Origin of the sequence: Aminobacter sp. J41 (assembly GCF_000526635.1) — a bacterium.
GTDB lineage: Bacteria > Pseudomonadota > Alphaproteobacteria > Rhizobiales > Rhizobiaceae > Aerobium.
The window spans coordinates 123,537-145,693 of sequence record NZ_JAGL01000007.1 but is presented as its reverse complement, the minus strand read 5'-3'; the positions used below and the strand labels follow the sequence as shown (position 1 = coordinate 145,693).

Annotated in this window: 21 protein-coding genes, 1 tRNA gene and 4 pseudogenes; 16 read left to right on the top strand and 10 right to left on the bottom strand. The window is 63.6% G+C overall.

From position 1 onward, the window contains the following. A partial coding sequence (locus L630_RS22790) for a transposase (RefSeq protein ID WP_024847650.1) occupies positions 1–179 on the top strand: 179 nt, incomplete at its 5' end. A gap of 122 nt (positions 180–301) precedes the next feature. After that, positions 302–409 (top strand): annotated as a pseudogene (locus tag L630_RS22405) (BA14K family protein); the annotation flags it as partial. 64 nt (positions 410–473) lie between these two features. Here the strand turns inward: L630_RS22405 and L630_RS21125 are convergent. Continuing rightward, positions 474–1,264, bottom strand: a pseudogene (locus L630_RS21125) (phytanoyl-CoA dioxygenase family protein). Between the two features lie 416 nt (positions 1,265–1,680). Here L630_RS21125 and L630_RS0107485 point away from each other — a divergent pair. The 4 genes and pseudogenes from L630_RS0107485 (at position 1,681) to L630_RS0107470 (ending at position 4,822) form a co-directional block, all read left to right on the top strand. After that, positions 1,681–2,109 carry a YeeE/YedE family protein gene (locus tag L630_RS0107485; RefSeq protein ID WP_024847649.1) on the top strand — a complete coding sequence of 143 codons (429 nt, stop codon included), beginning with the start codon at positions 1,681–1,683 and terminating at the stop codon, positions 2,107–2,109. Between the two features lies 1 nt (position 2,110). Next, positions 2,111–2,526: pseudogene (locus L630_RS21120) on the top strand (DUF6691 family protein). A gap of 217 nt (positions 2,527–2,743) precedes the next feature. Continuing rightward, positions 2,744–3,007 (top strand): hypothetical protein, encoded by a 264-nt coding sequence (locus L630_RS0107475; protein WP_245263674.1) that lies wholly within the window; start codon positions 2,744–2,746, stop codon positions 3,005–3,007. A gap of 3 nt (positions 3,008–3,010) precedes the next feature. Further along, complete coding sequence (locus tag L630_RS0107470) at positions 3,011–4,822, top strand: monovalent cation:proton antiporter-2 (CPA2) family protein (protein WP_024847647.1); 1,812 nt, start codon at positions 3,011–3,013, stop codon at positions 4,820–4,822. A gap of 2 nt (positions 4,823–4,824) precedes the next feature. On the opposite strand, the gene L630_RS0107465 is transcribed toward L630_RS0107470, so the two are convergent. Beyond that, positions 4,825–5,478 carry a glutathione S-transferase family protein gene (locus tag L630_RS0107465; protein WP_024847646.1) on the bottom strand — a complete coding sequence of 218 codons (654 nt, stop codon included), beginning with the start codon at positions 5,476–5,478 and terminating at the stop codon, positions 4,825–4,827. 264 nt (positions 5,479–5,742) lie between these two features. Between L630_RS0107465 and L630_RS0107460 the strand changes: the two genes are divergently transcribed. From L630_RS0107460 to L630_RS0107450, 3 genes are all read left to right on the top strand, one after another. Continuing rightward, complete coding sequence (locus L630_RS0107460) at positions 5,743–6,516, top strand: amino acid ABC transporter substrate-binding protein (RefSeq protein WP_024847645.1); 774 nt, start codon at positions 5,743–5,745, stop codon at positions 6,514–6,516. Between the two features lie 78 nt (positions 6,517–6,594). Then, positions 6,595–7,275 (top strand): ABC transporter permease subunit, encoded by a 681-nt coding sequence (locus L630_RS0107455; RefSeq protein WP_024847644.1) that lies wholly within the window; start codon positions 6,595–6,597, stop codon positions 7,273–7,275. Then, positions 7,272–8,036 carry an amino acid ABC transporter ATP-binding protein gene (locus L630_RS0107450; RefSeq protein WP_024847643.1) on the top strand — a complete coding sequence of 255 codons (765 nt, stop codon included), beginning with the start codon at positions 7,272–7,274 and terminating at the stop codon, positions 8,034–8,036. The genes L630_RS0107455 and L630_RS0107450 overlap by 4 nt, the downstream gene beginning before the upstream one ends. A 4-nt stretch (positions 8,037–8,040) precedes the next feature. Here the strand turns inward: L630_RS0107450 and L630_RS0107445 are convergent. The 3 genes and pseudogenes from L630_RS0107445 to L630_RS0107435 form a co-directional block, all read right to left on the bottom strand. Continuing rightward, positions 8,041–9,605 (bottom strand): annotated as a pseudogene (locus L630_RS0107445) (pyridoxal-dependent decarboxylase). Next, positions 9,550–10,635, bottom strand: coding sequence for a cysteine synthase A (gene cysK / locus L630_RS0107440; RefSeq protein ID WP_024847641.1), 1,086 nt, complete (start codon positions 10,633–10,635; stop codon positions 9,550–9,552). The pseudogene L630_RS0107445 and the gene cysK overlap by 56 nt, the downstream one beginning before the upstream one ends. 72 nt (positions 10,636–10,707) lie before the next feature. After that, the gene (locus tag L630_RS0107435) at positions 10,708–11,217 is read right to left on the bottom strand and encodes a cupin domain-containing protein (protein ID WP_084465826.1); all 510 of its coding nucleotides are present in this window, start codon (positions 11,215–11,217) and stop codon (positions 10,708–10,710) included. A 109-nt stretch (positions 11,218–11,326) separates the two neighbouring features. On the opposite strand from L630_RS0107435, the gene L630_RS0107430 reads away from it, so the two are divergent. From L630_RS0107430 to L630_RS0107405, 5 genes are all read left to right on the top strand, one after another. Next, positions 11,327–13,369: a BTAD domain-containing putative transcriptional regulator gene (locus tag L630_RS0107430; protein WP_024847639.1), complete on the top strand. Its 2,043-nt coding sequence runs from the start codon at positions 11,327–11,329 to the stop codon at positions 13,367–13,369. 92 nt (positions 13,370–13,461) lie between these two features. Continuing rightward, complete coding sequence (locus L630_RS0107425; RefSeq protein WP_144706133.1) at positions 13,462–13,842, top strand: hypothetical protein; 381 nt, start codon at positions 13,462–13,464, stop codon at positions 13,840–13,842. A 119-nt stretch (positions 13,843–13,961) separates the two neighbouring features. After that, on the top strand, positions 13,962–14,516 hold the full coding sequence (locus L630_RS0107420) for a copper chaperone PCu(A)C (protein ID WP_245263675.1): 555 nt from the start codon (positions 13,962–13,964) through the stop codon (positions 14,514–14,516). Between the two features lie 59 nt (positions 14,517–14,575). Continuing rightward, positions 14,576–16,315: an alpha/beta-hydrolase family protein gene (locus tag L630_RS0107415; RefSeq protein ID WP_051473120.1), complete on the top strand. Its 1,740-nt coding sequence runs from the start codon at positions 14,576–14,578 to the stop codon at positions 16,313–16,315. Positions 16,316–16,582: 267 nt separating this feature from the next. Beyond that, on the top strand, positions 16,583–16,792 hold the full coding sequence (locus L630_RS0107405; protein ID WP_024847635.1) for a hypothetical protein: 210 nt from the start codon (positions 16,583–16,585) through the stop codon (positions 16,790–16,792). A gap of 124 nt (positions 16,793–16,916) precedes the next feature. Here L630_RS0107405 and L630_RS0107400 read toward each other — a convergent pair. Further along, positions 16,917–16,992 (bottom strand) — tRNA-Thr (locus L630_RS0107400). A 139-nt stretch (positions 16,993–17,131) separates the two neighbouring features. On the opposite strand from L630_RS0107400, the gene L630_RS0107395 reads away from it, so the two are divergent. Together L630_RS0107395 and L630_RS0107390 are read left to right on the top strand one after the other, a co-directional pair. After that, the gene (locus L630_RS0107395; protein ID WP_024847634.1) at positions 17,132–17,905 is read left to right on the top strand and encodes an NAD kinase; all 774 of its coding nucleotides are present in this window, start codon (positions 17,132–17,134) and stop codon (positions 17,903–17,905) included. Positions 17,906–18,112: 207 nt separating this feature from the next. After that, entirely contained in the window at positions 18,113–19,654 is a 1,542-nt protein-coding gene (locus L630_RS0107390; protein WP_144706147.1) for a DEAD/DEAH box helicase, read from the top strand. A 36-nt stretch (positions 19,655–19,690) separates the two neighbouring features. On the opposite strand, the gene L630_RS0107385 is transcribed toward L630_RS0107390, so the two are convergent. The 4 genes from L630_RS0107385 to L630_RS0107370 form a co-directional block, all read right to left on the bottom strand. After that, on the bottom strand, positions 19,691–20,044 hold the full coding sequence (locus L630_RS0107385) for a TfoX/Sxy family protein (protein ID WP_024847632.1): 354 nt from the start codon (positions 20,042–20,044) through the stop codon (positions 19,691–19,693). Between the two features lie 5 nt (positions 20,045–20,049). Next, a complete protein-coding gene (sufA, locus tag L630_RS0107380) occupies positions 20,050–20,436 on the bottom strand; it encodes a Fe-S cluster assembly scaffold SufA (RefSeq protein ID WP_024847631.1) in 387 nt (128 codons plus the stop codon). 89 nt (positions 20,437–20,525) lie between these two features. After that, a complete protein-coding gene (locus L630_RS0107375; RefSeq protein WP_051473130.1) occupies positions 20,526–20,906 on the bottom strand; it encodes an SUF system Fe-S cluster assembly protein in 381 nt (126 codons plus the stop codon). A 5-nt stretch (positions 20,907–20,911) separates the two neighbouring features. Next, positions 20,912–22,153 carry a cysteine desulfurase gene (locus L630_RS0107370; protein WP_024847629.1) on the bottom strand — a complete coding sequence of 414 codons (1,242 nt, stop codon included), beginning with the start codon at positions 22,151–22,153 and terminating at the stop codon, positions 20,912–20,914. Positions 22,154–22,157: the final 4 nt, after the last annotated feature.

The following is a 22,157-nucleotide window of genomic DNA, read 5'->3' as shown; positions in this document are numbered from 1 at the left end:
GCACCGATGTCGTCGGCATATTCCCGAATGACGACGCCATCGTGCGTCTCGTCGGAGCCCTGCTGCTCGAACAGAACGATGAATGGGCCGTTCAGCGTGCCCGCTACATGACGCTGGAAAGCGTCGGACAATTGAGCGATGATCCCTTCATCAGCCTGCCAGCAGTAGCAGCACGCTGACCAACCCGGCCAAGCCGGACAGCACGGCGACCAATGCCGTCAGTTACACCACGCGGTGGGACACCATCGTCGAAGATGATGAAACGTATCAGCTGGCAGCTTCGCAGGAGGCTGATCGGCCTCTGACGTCCGACTTTATTGCCTCTTGCATGTCCCGTTACCGCTCATATCGAGTTGAGGACAACACATATCAGCCCTATGGCGGCGGCCCGCGGGTGCAGTGCGAATGAAAGAGCTGCGGCCAGCTGCCGTAGGCTTCGGGGCTACGCGCGGTAGCCCCGAAACCTACGGCGATTAGATAGTCATCCCAATTGCCTGGCGGATAGCCACTTGTACCGGAGATGGCGGCAGGGCGCGATCGAACTCGCCTTTCGGCAGGAGTGCCGGTTGCGCCATGAAGCGCGGCCGCTCCCCCCGGTGTGGCTGTGCGGCATGGACCAGAAAAGGGTGGCAGAGATAGACTGTGCCCGCCGTGCCTGTCGCCAGTTCCACCTTACAACCTCCGTGGAGGCGTGGCCATTCGCAGACAATTGTCTGAGCGTTGCGCCCGCTTCGCCGTAGGGGAGTAATTCCCGTGCGATGTGGGCATGGGAACCCACCCGAATTCTCGTGGGTGCATCGTCCGGGCCGACATCCGAAAACAGGAACAGCATCAGCAAGGCGCGTCCGCTGCTCTTCACGTTGGCACGCCATTCCATGAAATCAGGATTGTCGGTGCCGAAGCTCATGTCCACATGCCAGCCATCGTCACCGGGCATTTCCGGAGAGGGAAAGCGGATCGGAAAGGTTCTGAGGCCCTTGGGGGCAAGCCAGCGGCCTTCGCCAGCAAGCTGGTTGTAGGCTTGATGAAGGCGCGGCGTTTTGGCGGCTTCGATGAAGGGGGGCGAAGCCTTGAACCCCACCCAAACAACGGGATGAACCCATTTTTCGGGCTCATCCGGCGACAGACCTATATCGGCCCACAATTCGTCCCTGCATTGTTTTGCGAGATCGACGCTGAAGGCATTTTCGATTTTGACGAAGCCATCGTCAATGAAGCTTTGGACCTGGTCGGAAGTCAGGCCGACATGCTCGATTTTGGGCATTACACGTTCTCCGTGCGGATACCGCGTCAAGCGGAACCGTTTGATCTGAATGGCGCCAAAAGCGCGTGAACGACTGAAAGTCGTTCAGATCAGCGGAAAGAACGTGGACATAAACATCATGCGAGAAAGGATAACCAAAAGCGCGAACGTGAACAAGGCGCCCCGCCGGACACGTCTAAGCTGACACGCCGTTAATTGCGATAAAACGATTGCGATCTTTTGTAATTGATGTAAGGGTATCTACCCGGCTCGCGCCGCAGCAAGGGAACGATCACGCCTCCTGCTGTGTGGATCCGCCTAGCCCCGGTGTCGGCGCGAGGTGGTGCACCAGTTCACTCAGCACCATGCGGAGAGTTCAGTGACCTCCGGATGGATCAACCCGCAGCGCAGCCATCACCTCATCAAGGATAGAACCGATGACCGAATTCACCCCCTTTGCCTCGCTCATCGGCGGCGCGATGATCGGCCTGTCAGCCGTGCTGCTGATGCTCTGGGAGGGCCGGATCGCCGGCATTTCCGGCATCGCCAGCAGGTTGCTTTCGCCCTACCGCGACGGCGGCTTCCTCTCGCGCTTTGGCTTCATCCTCGGCATCATCGCCGCCCCGCTGCTGCTTTCGTGGTCGAGCGGGGACGCAATCCGCCAGACGATCTCCTCGAACATTCCGCTGATGATCGGCGCCGGCCTGCTCGTCGGCTTTGGCACGGTCTGGGGCAATGGCTGCACTTCAGGTCACGGCGTGTGCGGTCTGTCGCGCCTGTCGGTGCGCTCGCTGGTTGCCACGCTGATCTTCATGGCGACAGCGTTCGTCACGGTCTTCATTGTCCGTCACGTGATCGGAGGCTAGAATGTCGTTCCTCGTCAACCTCGCCCTTGGCCTTCTATTCGGCGCAGGACTGGTGGTGTCGGGCATGGCCGATCCCGCCAAGGTGCTCAACTTCCTCGACCTCTTCGGCACATGGGATCCGTCGCTCGCCTTCGTGATGGGCGGGGCCGTGCTGGTCGCCTTCGTCGGCTACGGGCTGGTGCTTCGCCGCGACCGGCCTGTCGCGGCCCCCAGCTTCAGCGTTCCGGCGGGCAAGGACATGACGCTCGCCTGATCGTGGGACCTGCTCTCTTCGGTATCGGCTGGGGCCTTGCCGGCTTCTGCCCCGGCCCGGCCATCGCCGCGCTTGGCCTCGGCGCCCCCGGCACCCTTGCGTTCCTGCCCGCAATGTTCCTTGGCATGTGGACCGCGAGATTGGTGGCAGAAAGAGCGAGATGATCTCGCTCATCCTCCCCCTGCCGCGCGGCGACTGGGGCGCAGCAACGCGGGCTGAGACCCGGCCGGCACTCCCGCGGGGCCCGCCTTCGCCGGACGCTATGATTCCCCTTCCCCTACCCGTTCCAGCGTTACAACCGAAGATCGTCCCCCATTGGCAAAGCTGCCCATACACTTCAATACTAGCTAATATTCGCAAGTATGGAGGGGAGCCATGCACATGCTGCTCGTCATCACCGGAGGGGTGGTGCTTTTGGGCATATTCATGCTTTTCGGTCGGCTGTGGGGCGGGGATGCCGCCGGGATGACGGTGGCGGCACGGGTGTTCATCCCGGTTTGGCTGCTGGTCGCGCTCATCAATATGTGGGTCGGCGTTACGAAGGCGGGGTACACAGTCGGGCAAGAGCTGCCAATCCTGCTGGTGGTCTTCGCACTACCGGCCGCCATCGCGGCGATGCTTGCCTGGCAGCTGGTGCGGGCCTGAGCGATGGCCGCCGCCGAAACCGCCAGCCATGCCGCGGAAGCAGCCTCGCATAGTGGCTTCGACCTCATGCCTGTCGTCGTCCTGCTGGGCGCTGCCGTCATCGCCGTGCCGCTGTTCAGGCGGCTCGGGCTCGGTTCGGTGCTCGGCTATCTCGCAGCTGGCCTCGCGATCGGGCCGTTCGGCATCGGCCTGTTCTACGATACGCAAGCGATTCTGCACGTCGCCGAACTCGGCGTCGTCATGTTCCTGTTCATCATCGGCCTGGAGATGCAACCGTCGCGGCTGTGGGCAATGAGGGGCGAGATTTTCGGCCTTGGCCTCGCACAGGTCGGGCTCTGCATCGGCCTGCTCACGCTCGTCGGGCTCGCGCTCGGCTATCCGGTCGCCCAGAGCTTTGTCGCCGGCACGGGCTTCGTGCTGACCTCGACGGCGATCGTCATGCAGACGCTCGAGGAGCGGCGCTCGATCGGCCTGCCCAAGGGCCGGCGGATCGTTGCCATCCTGCTGCTCGAGGACCTCGCCATCGTGCCGCTACTGGCTTTGGTCGTGTTTCTGGCGCCCGGCGGCGAACACACGAGCCTGATCGACCGGCTGATGGCGGTGGGCATTGGCCTTGCTTCGATCGCCGGGCTTGTGGTTGCAGGCCTTTACCTGCTCGATCCGCTGTTCAGGATGCTGGGGCAAGCCAAAGCGCGAGAGGTGATGACGGCGGCAGCGCTGTTCGTCGTGCTGGGCGCGGCACCCGCGATGCAGCTTGGTGGCCTGTCGATGGCGATGGGTGCGTTCCTCGCAGGCGTATTGCTGTCAGAGTCGTCGTTCCGCCATCAGCTCGAGGCCGACGTCGAACCCTTCCGCGGCATCCTGCTTGGCCTCTTCTTCCTCGGCGTCGGCATGTCGCTCGACCTTGCGGTGATCGCAGCCAATTTGGGCCTGATCGCGGTTGCGGTTGCCGGTTACATGATCATGAAGATCATCGGCATCTATGCGGTTGCGCGGCTCTTCAGGGCGAGCCAACGGGAGGCGATCGAGCGCGCGGTGCTGATGGCGCAGGGCGGCGAGTTCGCCTTCGTGCTCTACTCGGCTGCCACCGCCGAAGGCATCATCAATGCCGAGGCGAACGCACTGCTTACAGCGACCATCATCGTCTCGATGGCCCTCACCCCGCTGATGGTGATCCTGCATGACCGGCTGATTCCGAAACCAGCCGTGTCGCTGGACGGCGTCGAGGCCCCGGAGGATTTTTCAGCCAGCGTGCTGCTGATTGGCTTCGGCCGGTTCGGCCAGATAGCCAGCCAGCCGCTGTTCGCAAGTGGATATACCGTCTCGATCATCGAGACGGATACGGTGGCGATCCGCGACGCGGCGGACTTCGGCTTCAAGGTCTATTATGGCGACGGCTCGCGGCTCGACATCCTGCATCCGGCGGGCGCGGAGGATGCGCACCTCATCATCGTTGCGATCGACGACCGCGAGGCGTGCCTGAAGATCATCGAGCTTGTGAAGGCGGAGTTCCCGCTGGTGCCGGTTCTGGCGCACTCGTTCGACGGCGAGCACGCGGCCGAGCTCGTCCATGCCGGTGTCGACTGGCAGATCCGCGAGACCTACGAGTCGGCGCTTGCCTGCGCCGAGCGGGCGCTCGAGCTGTGCGAGGTAGACGAAGAGGAACGCCGTCGCGTTATGGAGGATGTGCGCCGGCGCGATGCCGAGCGCTTTGCCATCGAGCTGACGGGCGGTGTCTATGACGATGCCGCGCGGCGGCTGGTGCGCGGCAATGCGCAGCGCAGCAAGGCCGAGATATCTCCCGACGCGAGGTGATGTCAGACCGCTGACGACGCGCGGAACAATTTGAGCTGGGAGGCAAAGGCCCGTTGGAACGCTGGACGGGCGCAGCCGCGTCCGATGTAGGCGACAAGTTCCGGGAACTCGCCGAGCATCGGCGAGCGCTCCAGCCGACGCAGCACCTCGATCATCATCAGGTCGCCTGCGCTGAACTCACCTTCCAGCCAATCGGAGTCGCCCAGCCGGGCGGAGAGATCGCGGAGCCGGATGCGGACGCGATCGTCGAGAAATGCGAGGCGCTCCTCGCTGTACCAGGGCTGCTCGCGCTCAACCAAAGGCATCTGCTCACGCTCGACGATCGGCGGCTCAATCGTGTTGAGGGCGGCGAACAGCCATGAGATCGCGCGGGCGCGTGCTATTGGATCGGCCGGCAGCAGGCCCGGATGCTTCTGCGCGATGTGAAGGACAATCGCTCCGGATTCGAACAGGACAAGACCATCCTCCTCATAGGTCGGGATCTGGCCAAAGGGCTGACGCCGGAGATGGTCCACCTGCTTCAACTCCGCAAAGGTCTGCGTGCGCACTTCGTACAGCTGTCCAACCTCTTCGAGCGCCCAGCGCACCCGCATGTCACGGGCAAGACCCCTGCCGCCATCCGGGCTGTTGGCAAAGACGGTGATGATCGGCGTCATGAAATCCTCCTTCGCCCCCTGTGAATTGAGAAGACGAACGGGCTCGGCGCGTTCCGACACCCGTCCCCGGATTTCCCTCCAGATGGCCCTCAAGCCGGGATGATACGCCCGAGCAATTCGCCGCGCGGTCGCCAGCCTCAGAAGAACAAAAATTCCCCTACGTGCTTTTCGGCAGATTGCGCATTCTTGTTCTACAGCGTGGCCGACCTAGATTTGGCAGCAGAAAATTTTTCCTGTTCCAGGGCGAAATCAACGGAGATTGCCATGAGCTGGCTGAAAGCAGTTCTCGTCGCAGGCGCCATCCAGGCACTTGCTGCCATTCCGGTCCATGCCGGCGAGAATTTCGATGCCATCAAGTCGGCCGGGGTCATCAAGATCGGCACCGAGGGCACTTATGCCCCTTTCACCTATCATGACGATACCGGCAAGCTTGTCGGCTTCGACGTCGAAATCGGCGAAGCAGTCGCCGAGCGCCTCGGCGTGAAGGCCGAGTTCGTCGAGGGCAAGTGGGACGGCCTGATCGCCGGCCTGGATGCCAAGCGCTACGACGTCGTCATCAACCAGGTCGGCATCACCGAGGAGCGCAAGGCAAAGTACGACTTCTCGCAGCCTTATGTCGCCTCGAAAGCGGCGCTGATCGTGCGCGAGGACAATGCCGACATTACCGATTTTGCCCACCTCAGCGGCAAGAAGGCGGCGCAGTCGCTGACCAGCAACTACGGCAAGATGGCCCAGGAAGCCGGCGCGGAGATTGTCGCCACCGATGGGTTCGACCAGTCGATCGCGCTTGTCGTTCAGGGCCGCGCTGACGCCACCCTCAACGACAGCCTGTCCTTCTTCGACTTCAAGAAGAAGCAGCCCAACGCGCCGGTGAAGATCGTGGCCACGCAGGGCGATGCGTCGGAGTCCGGCATCCTGATCCGCAAGGGCGATGCAGAGCTGGTGGACGCGATCAACAAGGCGCTCGATGAGATCAAGTCCGACGGCACCTACCAGAAGATCTCGGAGAAATATTTCGGCGAAGACGTGTCGGAGTAGCAAGCTCGCGTTTTCGGCGGCCTACCTTGCAGTTCTGCGCACGGCCCCGCTACATTGCCTGACAACGGAGTGATGGTCGTGCCGCACTGGCTGCAACTCATGATCGACTCGCTCGGCCCGCTTTTGTGGGCCGCGCTTGCATTTACCATCCCGCTCACGCTGCTGTCCTTCGCCTTCGGCCTGACGCTCGGCCTGATCGTGGCACTGATCCGCCTGTTCGGGCCCTGGCCGCTGGCGGCCATCGTGCGCTTCTATGTCTGGATCATCCGCGGCACGCCGCTGCTGGTGCAGCTTTTCCTGATCTTCTACGGCCTGCCGTCGGTCGGCATCCTGCTAGACGCGTATCCGGCCGCGCTGATCGGCTTCACGCTCAACATCGGCGCCTACTCCTCGGAGATCGTGCGCGCCGCGATCTCGTCGGTGGCCAAGGGCCAGTGGGAGGCCTCGTTCTCGATCGGCATGTCGTGGTCTCAGACCATGCGCCGGACGGTGCTGCCGCAAGCGGCACGGGTCGCCGTGCCGCCGCTGTCGAACACCTTCATCTCGCTGGTGAAGGACACGTCACTCGCCGCGGCGATCACCGTGCCGGAGCTGTTCCAGGCGGCGCAGCGCGTGGTGGCGGTGACCTATGAGCCGCTAATCCTCTATGTCGAGGCGGCGCTGATCTATCTCGTCATCAGCTCGGTGCTATCGGCGCTGCAGGCGCGGATCGAGCTGCGTCTCAGCCGCTATGGCGGGTTCATGGAGGCGCGGTCGTGATCGAGCTCAAGCAGATCGTCAAGAAATTCGGCGACCACACGGTGCTCGACCATGTGGACGTCACCTTCGCCGAAGGAAGCGTGACCGCCCTGATCGGCCCGTCCGGCGGGGGCAAGTCTACGCTGCTTCGCTGCATCAACCTGCTCGAGATCCCGACTTCTGGCTCGGTACGCATCGGCGATGAGAAGCTGGAATTTCATCCCGGCGCCAAGGTCGGCTGGGCGTCGGTCCAGAAGTTGCGCCGTCAGACCGGCATGGTGTTCCAGAATTTCCAGCTCTTCCCGCACCGTACAGCCATCGACAACGTCGCGGAGTCGCTGGTGACGGTGCTAAAATGGCCGAAGGAAAAGGCACTGCATCGGGCGCGCGAACTGCTCGACAAGGTGGGGCTGGCGCACAAGGCGGATGCCTGGCCAGCGACGCTGTCAGGCGGCCAGCAGCAGCGCGTGGCAATTGCCCGGGCGCTGGCGCCCTCGCCGCGTGTGCTCCTTTGCGACGAGCCGACGTCGGCGCTTGATCCGGAGCTTGCCGCCGAAGTGGTTGAGGTGCTGGCTCAACTGGCGCGCGAGGGCACGACGATGGTGATTGCGACGCACGACCTGCGCCTAGCCTCGACCATCGCGCAGGAGGCAGTGTTCCTCGAAGCTGGCTTGATCGTCGAAAAGGGCCCGTCGCGCGAACTGTTCAGCGCGCCGCAGCGCCAGCGCACACAGCGCTTCATTGCGACACTCCTGCAGAAGCCGGACGCGCACGTCACCTAGGCGGTCAGTGTCCAGCGGCGATGTCGCGGCCGAGCCGCAGCACCTCGTCGACGAGGATATCGATGTCGGGAACGCGGGTGCGGTGGTTGCAGATCGCGGCTCGCAGGCAGTGCCGACCCTGGATCGTCGTATCGGACAGCACAGCGGTGCCCTCCTCCTGCAGCCGCAGCATGATCTCGACGTTGAGTGCCTTGAGCTCGTCTTCGCCGCGGCCTCCGGGATCAAAGCGGAAGCAGACAATGTTGAGGGGCGCAGGCGCCATCAGGCGCAGTTCCGGATGCGCACTCACCTGCTCCGCCAGATAGTGAGCCTGCTGGATGTTCTGGTCGATCAGCCGGCCGAATTTCTTCGCCCCCTGCTGCTTCAGCGCCATCCAGACTTTTAGGGCGCGGAACCCGCGCGACGTTTGCGGGCCGAACTCATGCAGCCACTGACCGGAGGCGAGTCCGCGCGGCGAACTCTCGAGATATTCCGGCGTGGTCGCAAAGGCATTGCGGTGCGCGGCGGCATTCTTCACTAGCGCGCAGCCGATGTCGAATGGCGCGTGGAGCCATTTGTGCAGGTCGAGCGCAAGGGAATCCGCGCGTTCGATCCCCGCAATGAGATGGTGATGCGTGGGCGAGATCGAGAGCATCGCGCCGATGCAGCCATCGACGTGCAGCCACATGTTCTCTTCGGCCGCGAGATCGGCGAGTGCCTGCAGATCGTCGATGGCGCCCGTGTTCACCGCACCGGCATTGCCGATGATGCAGGCGGGTTCGAAGCCCGCGGCACGATCGGCGGCAATCGCAGCGCGGAGTGCGTGGACGGAGATCGTGAAACCGTCGTTCGACGCAATGCGGATCAGTGAGCGGTTGCCGAGGCCAAGCGCCTCAACCGCCTTGCGATGACAGCTATGGATCTGGTCGGAACCATAGAAGCGAAGCGGACGTGGCATGGCCGCAACGCCGAGTTCACGGACATCGATGCCCGCCTTCACGTTTCGCGCGACGGTGAGGCCAACCAGATTGGCAACCGAGCCGCCAGTTACCAGCGTACCGCTGGCGTCAGCCGGAAAACCGACCATTTCCTTGCACCAGTTGACTACCTGCTGGTCCATGAGGGCCGCTGCGTGGCGGCCGCCGCCGACATTCGAGCCCTGCATGGCCGCGAGGAAGTCGCCCAGCGCACCCGCTACATTGCCGGCGCCCATGTACCAGGCCCAGAAGCGCGGATGCACGTTGCCCATCGGATACGGCATCAGGTTGCGCAGGAGTTCATCGTAGACGTCTTCCAGCGGCTCTCCCTCGCGGGGAAGTGGCGTCGCGAAATGCGACGCCACCTTTACCGGCATTTCCTGCCAAACGGGCCGCTTGCGGACATTTCGAAGCCCGGCAAAAGTCTCGTCGACGATGCGGTGCGCAAGAGAGGCTGTTTCGGTCCAGTCTTCCGGATCGAGGGTTTCATCATCCAGCACAGCCGGCCGTTTGACGGTTACGTGCATGGCCGTATCTCCCTTGCTGCACCATCGCGTCTACGCTGCGAACTGGAATCCCGGTGTCGAGCGTGACAGCGCCATTTCCTCTTCATCCATGTCCGCCTCGATGCCATCGAAGAGCGGCGTCGAGAGGTAGCGCTCGCCCGTATCCGGCAGCATGCAGAGGATCACGGAGCCTTGCGGCGCCGCTTCCGCCACCTGACGGGCGACCGCGAAGGTTGCTCCACCGGAGATCCCGGTGAAAATGCCTTCCTGCCGGGCGAGCTCCTTCGCCCATGTCATTGCATCGGCGCCTGCGATCGGCCGGACCTCGTCATAGAGGCGCTTGTCGATCGCTTCCTGCAGGACGTTCGGGATGAAGTCCGGCGTCCAGCCCTGGATCGGGTGCGGTTCGAAGGCCGGATGGCTCGCCGCCGGTGCACCGGAGGCATCGCGCTGCTGGACCTGACCGCTGCCGAGGAGCTGCGCGTTCGCGGGCTCGCTGAGGACGATCTTCACTTCCGGTCGCTCGCGGCGCAGGACGCGACCGACGCCGGTGATGGTGCCGCCCGTGCCGTAGCCGGTGACGAAGTAGTCGAGCCGCGAGCTTGCGAAATCGTTGATGATCTCGCGCCCGGTCGTCGCTTCGTGGATGTCGGCATTGGCCTCGGTCTCGAACTGCCGCGCCAGGAACCAGCCATTGGCTTCAGCCAGTTCGACCGCCTTCTGGTACATGCCGAAGCCCTTTAGCGCACGTGGCGTCAGGACAACCTTCGCGCCCAGCATGCGCATGAGCTTGCGCCGCTCGATCGAGAAGCTGTCCGCCATGGTCACGACCAGCGGGTAGCCCTTCTGGGCACAGACGATCGCAAGGCCGATGCCCGTGTTGCCGCTGGTCGCTTCGACGACGGTCTGGCCGGGTTTCAGCACGCCGCGACGTTCAGCATCCTCAATGATGTTGAGGGCAAGGCGGTCCTTGACCGAAGAGGCCGGGTTGAAGAACTCCGCCTTCACGTAAATAGTCGCGTGCGGGACGCCGAGGCGGTTGATGCGGATAGTCGGTGTGTCGCCCACGGTATCCAGGATGGAGTCGAACAATCGGCCCCTCCCCGTGGTCGTACGAATTCCTGATTGCATTTCCATGTCACTCTCCCTGGGATACTTGTCGCTCATGCCCGCGGCCGCGGAGGCCACGGGCACGATGCGGGTGTGCGCTCAGTTGGTGCGCTTCTTGCGCGGGTCGTCCTCCGGGTTGACGTACTCGACGCCAAACGGGCCCATCGCGTTGATCTGGACGACTGTCTCCTCCTCCGTCCAGGCGTAGTGTGCCTCGCCTGTCGGAATCCGGACAAAGCTGCCAGGCGGCAAAGGTTCCGCCTTCGAGCGGTCATGCACTTCGCCCAACGCCATTGCGAAACCGCCGGACAGCACCGTCACGTGCTCTTCCTTCGGATGGCGGTGAGGCGGGATGTCGAAACCGGCCGGGAATTTCAGCCGCATCACGAACGGGCCTTCCTCAGCCGGATTGCCCATCAGTACCGCGAACTCGGCGCCCTGCGGCAGTGTCGGCGGGCCAGCCTTGTACTGAACTTCATCTGCCGGGACGACCTGATGGTGATTGTCGTGCGCGTCGATCGGCGTGGTGATGGCGGCTGCGGTCGCTGCTGCGACTGCGGCGATTGTCAGCGTCGGCATAGCCCTGCGGACCAGTGAGTACCTCTCCATTTCTTCCTCCATTCTCTCTTTTCGCTGAACCGGCAGGTCCGAAGGCTTCGCCCAAAAACGGAATGCAGCCGGTGATGTGTGGTGGTACTATCCGCCGGCGGGTGGGAGCATGGTTGCAAGCGTGGTATTGCGCATGGAAACGTCGCTCACCGACGCCCGTTCGCCTGCGATCCTGAAGATTTCCATGTTCGGCCAGCTGTCTGTGCAGCGGGACGGCTCGGTGCTTTCGCTGCCGCCATCTCGGAAAGTGCGGGCGCTGATGGCCTATCTGGCACTCGCAACTCGGCCGGTCGGGCGCAGCCGGCTGTGCGAGCTGCTCGGCGATATTCCGAACGATCCGAAGGGCGAGCTGCGCTGGTGCCTGAGCAAATTGCGCACCATTCTTAACGAGCCGGACCACCCGCGCCTCAGCGCGCGTGACGACATGGTGTTCCTCGACACGCAGCATTGCGACATCGACGCGGTGCGGATCGAAAAGGCGCTGTCGGCGCGCATCGAGAATGTCGGGCGCGAGGAGCTGCAGTCTCTGTGCGAATTGCTGCAGGGCGACTTTCTCGAGGGCCTGACCCTCAATCGCAGCCCGCAGCTCGACCACTGGCTGGAAATGCAGCGGCGGCGCTATCGCGGTGTGATGACCGCGCTCCTGGAAGCGTTGACGACGAAGTTGCTGCAGGAACCCGCCGCACTGCGCAGCTATGCGGAGAAGTGGGCGGAAGTCTCGCCCTTCGACCTGCGTGCGCACGCCCTTCTGCTGCGAGCGCTGCTGCAGACCGGACAGCCGGACCAGGCAGAGCGGCATCTTGCTGCCACCATCCGCCTGTTCGAGACGGAAGACATAGACCCAACGCCGCTTCGCTCCACTTGGGCAGAAATGCGTAAGGGGCCGATCATCACCGTCCGGCCATCGCCGATCGGAAGGCCGGCTGCTCCAGAACACGAGCAAGAAATTACCACGCTCGAAGGCGCACCCCAGCGCGCGTCGCTGGCCGTCATGCCCTTCACCATGTCAGGCGAGTTTGTGGCCCAGGGCAACGTCGCGGCGGGCCTCACGAACGACATCATCAGCCGCCTCGCAAAACTGCGCAGCCTGTTCCTGATCGCCCGTGGCTCGGTGTTCGCGCTGGCCGAGAAAGGCGTGTCGCCGGAAGAGGCGGCGCGTACGCTGAAGGTCGACTATTTTGTCAGTGGCGTGCTGAACAGCCTGCCGGGCCGCCTGCTCGTCACGGTCGAACTTGTCGAGACACGGACGCTGCGCATCGTCTGGGCCGAAGAGTTCGACCTCAAGCACGACGACGCCTTCCTGCTGCTCGACCAGATCGGCGACATGATCGTCGCCTCGATCGCCAACGAGATCGAGACCGCCGAAAAGAACCGCGCGATCCTGAAACATCCAAATTCGCTGAATGCGTGGGAGGCCTATCACCGCGGCCTCTGGCACATGTACCGGTTCACCAGGGACGACAACGATCTCGCGCAGGAGTTCTTCCGTCGCTCGGCGGCGATCGACCCGACCTTCGCGAGGGCGCACGCCGGCCTCTCCTTCACGCACTGGCAGAACGCCTTCCAGCGCTGGAAGGATCCGGATCAGGAGACGGGCCTTGCTCTCCATACGGCCGCGCGCAGTCTGATCGTCGATGACCATGACCCCGCCGCGCACTGGGCCATGGGGCGGGCGCTGTGGTTGCGCAACAGTCAGGATCAGGCGGTAGAAGAACTGCAGCGGGCGGTCGATCTCAGCCCCAACTTCGCACTAGGCCACTACGCCCTTTCCTTCGTTCTCTCCCAGTCGGGCGATCCGGGCGCAGCGATCGTCGCTGCCGATCATTCGCGGAGCCTCAGCCCCTTTGATCCGTTGCTGTTCGGCATGCTCGGCACGCGCGCCATGGCGCACGTGCGAATGGGGCAATTTGAGGAGGCCGCGGAATGGGCGGTCAAGGCGGCTGCCAGGCCAAACGCCCACATCATCATCCTCGCCATCGCGGCGCACTGCCTGGCGCTCGCGGGCCGCATCGAGGAAGGCCGTACCTTCGCCGCCACCATCCGGCAGTCGGCGCCGTCATTCACCGTCAACGACTTCCTGGCAACCTTCCGTTTCCCGCCGGAGACGGAAGCGCAGTTCCGGACAGCCGCGCGGTATATCGGCCTCGACTGACCAGCGGCATCTTTGACCGTTTGCGTGCACGCCCGCGGATGCTACCAAGTGACCCAGCGTCCGCATCGGGCGCACGAGGACCAAGTTTTACTATGCAACAGGCAGGCAAAAGACGAAGACGTGCAGCCACCGCGTTCGTCGCGGGCTACATGCTCGTGCTGCAGCTCCTGCTCGGCGGCTTCATGCTCGGCGCCGCCAATTCCGGCCCGATGATCGACGTGTTCGGCAACCCGCTCTGCATCACCAGCGGCGAGGTCAATCACGACGGCAGCAGCAATTCGGACCTTCCGGGCTGCTGCTTCGGCCCGTGCTCGATGTTCGCACCGCTTGCCGGTGGCGAGCCGCAGCAACTCGTCCTCGAAAACCCGCTGCCGCAGGTGGCAAGCATCCTGCGCCCGCAGGATGCGCAAGGTGATCCCGCTGCGGCCGACGACCTTCCGGGCAATCCCCGCGCTCCGCCTCTGTCTGCGTGAGAACCATCCACGCAGTCAGGCACCAGCCCGAATGGGCTAAAAGGAGCATTCACATGAAGAACTTTTCCCGCGCAGCCACCCGCGCTATCACCTTTCCCTTCCACCGCCGCAGCACGCTGATGCTGGGCCTCACCGTTGTTGCAACCTCGCTCATGCTTGCGGCCGCCCAGCCATCGCACGCGCATGACTACAAGGCCGGCGACATTGAGGTCGACCATCCCTGGTCGCGCGCAACGCCGCCTGGCGCCAAGGTTGCCGCGGGTTACTTCGTCATCAGAAACAAGGGCTCCGAGAGCGACCGCCTCGTCTCCGTTTCAAGCGAAATTTCCGCGCGCGGTGAAATCCACGAGATGAGCGTCAGCGCCGAAGGAGTGATGACCATGCGCCCTGTTCCGGCCGGCATCGAGATCCCGGCAGGCGGCGAGGTCGCGCTGAAGCCAGGCTCCTATCACCTGATGTTCATGGAGCTGAAGCAGGGGCCGAAGGAAGGCGAGCGCTTCAAGGGTGTGCTGACCTTCGAGAAGGCCGGCAGCGTCGAGGTCGAGTTCGCCGTCGAGGCCATGGGGGCCGGTGGCGGCCATGGCGGTGGTCACCCCGCCAGCCACGAGGGCCAGCATGGCGAACATGGCGCCTCTCACGACGACCATGGTGGCCACTCCGGACACGGCAACTAACAATCTCGACCTTCCGGTTTGCACTGGACACCTCATCGGCCCGCGGGCACAAAGATGAGATGGAACGAACCGGAAGCCGCCCTCCCGCATTCGCCGCCCTGCCGGTGGGCTGGCTGCGGCGCCGCATTGAGGGGCTTTCGGGCGTCGGCCTCGCGCTCGGGACGCTGTTCTTCGCAGCGTCCCTGACGCCCAGCCTGATCCCTCGAACCGCCCTCACACAGGGCGCGCTTGCCGGTGCCTGCTTTGGCGTCGGCTATCTGATCGGTGTCTTCTCGCGCTGGCTTTGGATCTACCTGGAGTTGCCGGCACCATCGCCCCGCCTTCGCCTAGTTACCAACTACATCATCGGCATCTTCTGCCTGTCGATAGCTTTGCTGTTCCTCTGGCAGGTTGCCGACTGGCAGAACTCGATCCGCACGCTGATGGACATGGAGCCGCTGACGAGCGGTCATCCCGTTACCGTCAGCCTCTACGCGCTCGCAACCTTCATCGTACTGCTTGTCATCGGCCGGGTGTTCGCGCTCGCCGTTTCGCGCTTTGCCCGCTGGACGCATCGCTACGTGCCGCGCCGCGTCGCCAACGTCGTCGGCGCGGCGCTTGCGATCGTGCTGTTCTGGCTGCTGGCTAACGATGTCCTGCTGCGCTCGGCCTTCTACATGGCCGATTCCTCGTTCCGCGAGTTCGACGCGCTGATCGAGCCGGAACGGCCGCAACCAACAGACCCAGCAAAGACCGGCAGCCCTGCCTCGCTCGTCGCGTGGAACCTCCTCGGCCGCGCGGGGCGCGAATTCATCGCATCCGGTGCCACAGCCGCCGACATTTCCGCCGTGTCAGGCAAGCAAGCGCTCGAACCGATCCGCGTCTACGTCGGCCTCGCTGCGGCGGAGACCGCGGAGGAACGTGCCGCACTCGCCCTTGAGGAACTCAGGCGCGTCGGCGGGTTTGAGCGCGAGGCGCTGGTCGTCGTCACCCCCACCGGCACCGGCTGGATCGATCCGGCTGCGCTCGATGCGGTCGAATACCTCTACCGTGGCGACATTGCGAGCGTTGCCCTGCAGTACTCCTACCTTTCCAGCCCGCTGTCGCTGCTGGTGCAGCCCGAATATGGCCGCGAGGCCGCGCGCGCGATTTTCTCCACCGTCTACGATTATTGGCGCACGCTGCCGAAGGATGCGCGTCCGAAGCTATACCTGCACGGCCTCAGCCTCGGCGCGATGAACTCCGAGCGCTCGCTCGAGCTGTTCGAGATCATCGGCGACCCGATCAATGGCGCGCTGTGGAGCGGCCCGCCCTTTGAGAGCCGCATGTGGCGGCAGATCACCGACGGCCGCAATCCTGGCAGCCCCGCCTGGCTCCCGGAATTTCGCGACGGCGGCTTCGCGCGCTTCATGAACCAGAACGGCCCGAACGTCGCAGTCGACGCGCCATGGGGCCCGACGCGTATCGTCTATCTGCAATATGCAAGCGATGCCGTGACGTTCTTCGACTATCGCGACCTATACCGCCAGCCTGCCTGGATGGCGGAGCCGCGCGGTCCGGACGTTTCACCAGAGCTGCGCTGGTATCCGCTGGTGACGATGCTGCAGCTTGCCGTCGACATGGCAGTCGCCGCCAGCACGCCGATCGGCCATGGCCACGTCTACGCGCCGCAGCACTACGTCGACGCATGGCTCGCGGTCACGGGAATCAGCGGCTGGACGCCCGACCAGCTGGCCCTCCTCAAGGCGCATCTGGCCGAACGAGCCGGCATGAACGAAAGTGCGGATGATGAAGCCGAACAATCAAGCCGGGGCGGATGACCGGCTCTTCCCAAGTTGCTGATATCGGCTGTCAGACGCTGATATCGGCTGTCAGACCATGAAGATCGCGTAGGTCGCCGCGGTTGCCAGTAAGCCAAGGATGGCAATGACAATCATCTCGCCAACGTAGTCCGTAATCTTCATCTGCATTCCTCCCGTGCGACAATTTGCTACGAATTTCGCATCGCCGCAACGGGAATTGTGGCTCTTGGTCGCAGCACCGATGTGTCGCGGGGGAACATTCAGCGGCATGCCTTGTTACGCCGCATGCCGCCCCTGGTCCGCTTCCTTGCAATCAACTTCGCAACCGGCTTCATCGCCGGCCTGACGGTCGGGATGGGCTACATCTTCACCCGCAACATGGATGAGCTACTGACCGAGCAGCCGCTTGGCGCGGCGATGATTCTGTGGGCATTCGCCGCCAGCTTCGCCCTCGGCGCCATCTGTACGGGGTTGGCGCTGCTGCCGCGGGAGTAGGTTGCAAACCATTTTTGCAATCGACCCGCCTACTACGGCCTAAGCACCGCGTGCGACAAGAAGGTAAAATGCCGCCGAACCTGTAAAACGTCCGGGTTCAAAGCGCAGCTAAGTTATTGATTTCTGGTGCCCCCGGCAGGACTCGAACCCGCGACCCCCTGATTACAAATCAGGTGCTCTACCAACTGAGCTACAAGGGCACGGCGCATCGGTTACCATATTCGTCACAGGTGTAAAGCGGAATGTGCATGGCTTTGCGGGCCGCTATGCTCATCGCCCCGCCCGTGCTAACTGCTTGATAGCGCGGCGCGCAGGCCGCGCTCGCTCGACGGAAGACGAATGACAGCTGAACGCCCTGCCCTCACCTTCATCTGCGCCGAAAATCGCGATGCGCGCGAGGCAGCCGCGCGGCTTGCCGCGCTCTACGGCCAGACGCCGATCGACCAGGCGGACGTGGTGGTCGCCCTCGGCGGCGACGGCTTCATGCTGCAGGCAATCCAGGAGAACATGGATTCCGGCCGTTCGATCTACGGCATGAACCGCGGCACCATCGGCTTCCTGATGAACGAATATCGCGAGGAAGACCTGCCGGAGCGCATCAAGGCAGCGCTTTCCGAGACCATCCGGCCGCTGGTGATGACCGCGGAGACGGCCGAGGGGAATGTACTGACCGGGCGCGCGATCAATGAGGTGTCGCTGTTCCGGCAGTCGGCGCAAGCGGCAAAGATCCGTATTACGATCGACGGCCAGGTTCGGCTGGACGAGCTGATCTGCGACGGCGTGATGGTGGCGACCCCCGCGGGCTCCACGGCCTATAACCTTTCCGCCCACGGCCCGATCCTGCCGCTCGACGCGCCGCTGCTGGCGCTGACGCCGGTCAGTCCGTTCCGGCCTCGCCGCTGGCGCGGCGCGCTGATCCCGAACCGCTCGATCGTGCGCTTCGACATTCTGGAGGCGGACAAGCGCCCGGTGAATGCGGTAGCAGACCACGCCGAAGTGCGCTCGGTAACGTCGGTGACGGTCAGGGAATCGCGGCGATCGACTGTCACACTGCTGTTCGACCAGAGCCATTCGTGGGATGAACGCATCCTCGCGGAGCAGTTCCGGTATTGAAAACCGGTCTCTGCTTAAGCATATATAGATCAAACGAGCGTGAATCGGTGGTTTTCCGGCCCTTGCCGTTGACATCACTGATATCATTCCTTATCGCCAACAGCGACGTCCGTGCGGAAAGTGCCGCTACGGGGTGTAGGCGGCGTGTTGCCGTCGGGCAAACCAGCAAAGACAACCACCACAGTGTCAGCAGACAATCAGACTGAAATCCTGCCTGAAGCCGAGGTAGCATCAGAGGCACCTTCCGTTACATTCGCGGATTTGGGGTTGTCCCAAAAGGTGCTCTCCGCAGTGACCGATGCAGGTTATGTCGCACCAACCCCGATCCAGGCTGGCGCCATCCCGCACGCCCTGATGGGCAAAGACATCCTCGGCATCGCACAGACGGGTACCGGCAAGACCGCCGCTTTCGTGCTGCCGATGATCACGCGGCTGGAAAAGGGCCGCGCCCGCGCCCGCATGCCGCGCACGCTGATCCTCGAGCCGACGCGCGAACTCGCGGCGCAGGTCGAGGAAAACTTCGTCAAGTACGGCAAGAACCATCGCCTGACAGTCGCCCTCCTGATCGGCGGCGTCTCGTTCGACGAGCAGGAGAAGAAGCTGGAGCGCGGCGCTGACGTGCTGATCGCGACGCCGGGCCGACTGCTTGACCATTTCGAGCGCGGCAAGCTGCTGCTCACCGGCGTCGAAATCTTCGTGATCGACGAAGCCGACCGCATGCTCGACATGGGCTTCATCCCGGACATCGAGCGCATCTGCAAGCTGATCCCATTCACCCGCCAGACGCTGTTCTTCTCGGCAACCATGCCGCCAGAGATCACCAAGTTGACCGAGCAGTTCCTGCAGGCTCCGGTGCGCGTCGAGGTGGCAAAGGCTTCCTCCACTGGCGTCAACATCGACCAGAAGCTCGTAAAGTCGAAGTCGAAGCCGTGGGACAAGCGCGCGGTGCTGCGCGACCTCATTCGCAAGGAAGATGCCGAGCTCAAGAACGCAATCATCTTCTGCAACCGCAAGGCGGACGTCTCCGAGCTGTTCCGCTCGCTGGTCAAGCACGAGTTCGATGCTGGCGCGCTGCATGGCGACATGGACCAGCGCGCCCGCATGGCAATGCTGTCGGCGTTCCGTGACGGCAAGCTGAAGCTGCTCGTCGCCTCCGACGTCGCCGCACGCGGCCTCGACATCCCGGATGTCAGCCACGTCTTCAACTTCGACGTTCCGGTCCACGCCGAGGATTACGTCCACCGCATCGGTCGCACCGGCCGCGCGGGTCGTTCAGGCAAGGCGTTCACCATCGTCACCAAGTCCGACACCAAGGCGCTCGACGCGATCGAGAAGATGATCGGCAACAAGATCGAATGGCTCGACGGTGACCTGTCCACGCTCGGCGACGAGCCGGAGGCAGAGGACCGTCCGCGCCGTGGCCGTGGTGACAAGCGCGAGCGCGGCCGTGCGACCGGCAAGGAAAAACGCGCGAGCTCGAAGAAGCAGGACAAGGCTGAGAAGTCCGAAGAGGCCGTCTCGCCGATCGTCGCCGCCTTCGACGAGCAGCCCGACGTGAAGCCGGTATCGCCGCAGGAGCGCCGCGAGGCTATCCGCCAGGACAATGCCGAGCGCAAGGCGCGTCCCGATCACAATGGCGACCGTCGCGAGCGCAATCGCCGCTACCACGACGATTTGGGCCCTGCCCCGGTCGGCTTCGGCGATGACATCCCAGCGTTCATGCTGATCGGCCTGCAGACGCCAGCCTGATCATCCAAAGAATTGAGTACGAAAAAGCCGGCCTGATCAGGTCGGCTTTTTCTTTTTGGGTTTCTTCGTGCTCTGGGCCCTGACCGAGGCCTCGTAGGCCTTGCGTGCCCATGGCAGCAGCTCATCGGGATCGTCAGCGGCGCTGTCGGGGATGCTCCAGTAGGGCATCGCCACCTTGCCCTTGCGCATGGCGCCTTCGTAGACCCATTGGGTGGATCCCGCGGCGGCGAACTCCGGCGCGGTGAGCTCGTCTGCCTTCAGCAACAGCTCGCCATCGACTTCAAGCGCGATGATCAGACCATTGAAATAAATGCCTTTGCCGCCGAACATCCGGCGGATCGTTACGTGTCCCAGCGGGGCAAAGAGATCGCGGATCGCCTCGCTGTCCACGAGGTTCAGGCGGCGCCGGCCGCGCGGGCCTCGGCCAGCTTCTTGAGGTCGGCGGGCTTCAGTTCAACCGACTCGCCGCAGCCGCAGGCGGAGGACTGGTTCGGGTTGTGGAAGGTGAAGCCGGTGCGCAGCGTGGTGCGCTCGAAATCCATCTCGGTGCCGAGCAGATAAAGAGCGGCTTCCGGCGCGACCCAGACATGAGCGCCGGCATGCTCGATGTGGTCGTCCTTCGGGTTGGGGTTCTCGACCAGATCAATCGTGTATTCCATGCCGGCACAGCCGCCCTTTTTGATGCCGACACGGATGCCGCGCGCATTTTCGCGCGACTCGACGATTTCCCGGACGCGCGCAGCGGCGGCGTCGGTCATCGTCATGATCTGAAAGCTACGCATTGTCTTCTCCACTCAGTACCGGTTCAAGGCCGGACGAATGCTGTTCTTCGCAACCAACATGGGGAAGTTTGCGGCCAGCTGCAAGCGGCTCAGTACCAGCCGACAGCGACCTGCGCTTCCTCGGACATGCGATCGGGCGTCCACGGCGGGTCGAACACCATCTTGACGTCGACGCCGGAAACGCCCTCGACCGCGCCAACGGCGTTCTCAACCCAGCCCGGCATCTCGCCGGCGACCGGGCAGCCCGGTGCGGTCAGCGTCATATCGATCTTAACCGTGCGGTCGTCCTCAATGTCGATGCGGTAGACGAGGCCGAGCTCGTAGATGTCTGCCGGGATCTCCGGGTCATAGACAGTCTTGAGCGCGGAGATGATGTCGTCGGTCAGGCGTGCGAGCTCGTGGGCCGGAATGGCTGACTTCTTCTCTTCGGCCGCAGCCTCTGCCTGGATGTTGCTTTCGGTCTCGGTCATGTCTGTCATCCGAAGAACGTGCGCGCCTTTTCCAGCGCTTCGGCCAGAGCGTCGATCTCTGCCTTCGTGTTGTACATGCCGAACGAGGCGCGGCATGTCGAGGTAACGCCAAAACGCTTCAGCAGCGGCTGGGCGCAGTGGGTGCCGGCGCGGACGGCGACGCCCGAGCGGTCGATTACCATCGAAACGTCGTGGGCGTGGATGCCCTCAAGCTCGAAGGAGACGATGGCCCCCTTCCCCGGCGCGTTGCCGAAGATGCGCAGGGAATTGATCTGCGTGAGGCGTTCGTGGGCGTAGGCAGTCAGCTCAGCTTCGTGAGCGGCGATGCGGTCGCGGCCGACGCTGTCCATGTAGTCCAGCGCGGCACCCAAGCCGATCGCCTGCACGATCGGCGGCGTGCCCGCCTCGAAGCGGTGCGGCGGATGATTGTAGGTGACGACGTCCTCGGTGACGTTCTCGATCATCTCGCCGCCGCCCATGAACGGGCGCATCTCTTCGAGACGCTCCTTACGGCCGTAGAGAACACCGATGCCCGAAGGACCGTAGACCTTGTGGCCGGTGAAGACGTACCAGTCGCAGCCGAGTTCCTGCACATCAACCGGCAGGTGTACGGCGGCCTGGCTGCCGTCGACCAAAACAGGGATGCCTCGTTCGTGGGCGATGCGCACGATCTCCTTGATCGGCGTCACCGTGCCCAGCGCATTCGACATCTGCGTGATCGCGACGAGCTTGGTGCGCTCGGTCAGGCACTTCTCGAACTCCTCGATGTGGAAGACGCCCTCATCGTCCACCGGCGCCCAGACCAGCTTTGCGCCCTGGCGCTCGCGGATGAAATGCCACGGCACGATGTTGGAGTGATGCTCCATGATCGACAGGACGATCTCGTCGCCCTCGCCGATGTTCGGCATGCCCCAGCCATATGCGACCGTGTTGATCGACTCGGTAGTCGACTTGGTGAAGACGACTTCCTCGGCGCTGCCCGCGTTCAGGAAGCGGCGTACTGTTTCACGAGCCTTTTCATAGGCATCCGTCGCGGCGTTCGACAGGAAGTGAAGGCCGCGATGGACGTTCGCGTATTCGTTCGAATAGGCATGTGTGATCGCGTCGATGACGGCCTGCGGCTTCTGCGCGGACGCGCCATTGTCGAGATACACCAGCGGCTTGCCGTAGACGGTACGCGACAGGATCGGAAAATCGCGGCGGATCGCCTCGACGTCATATGCCATTGTTTCGACCTTCAGATCCATCGCG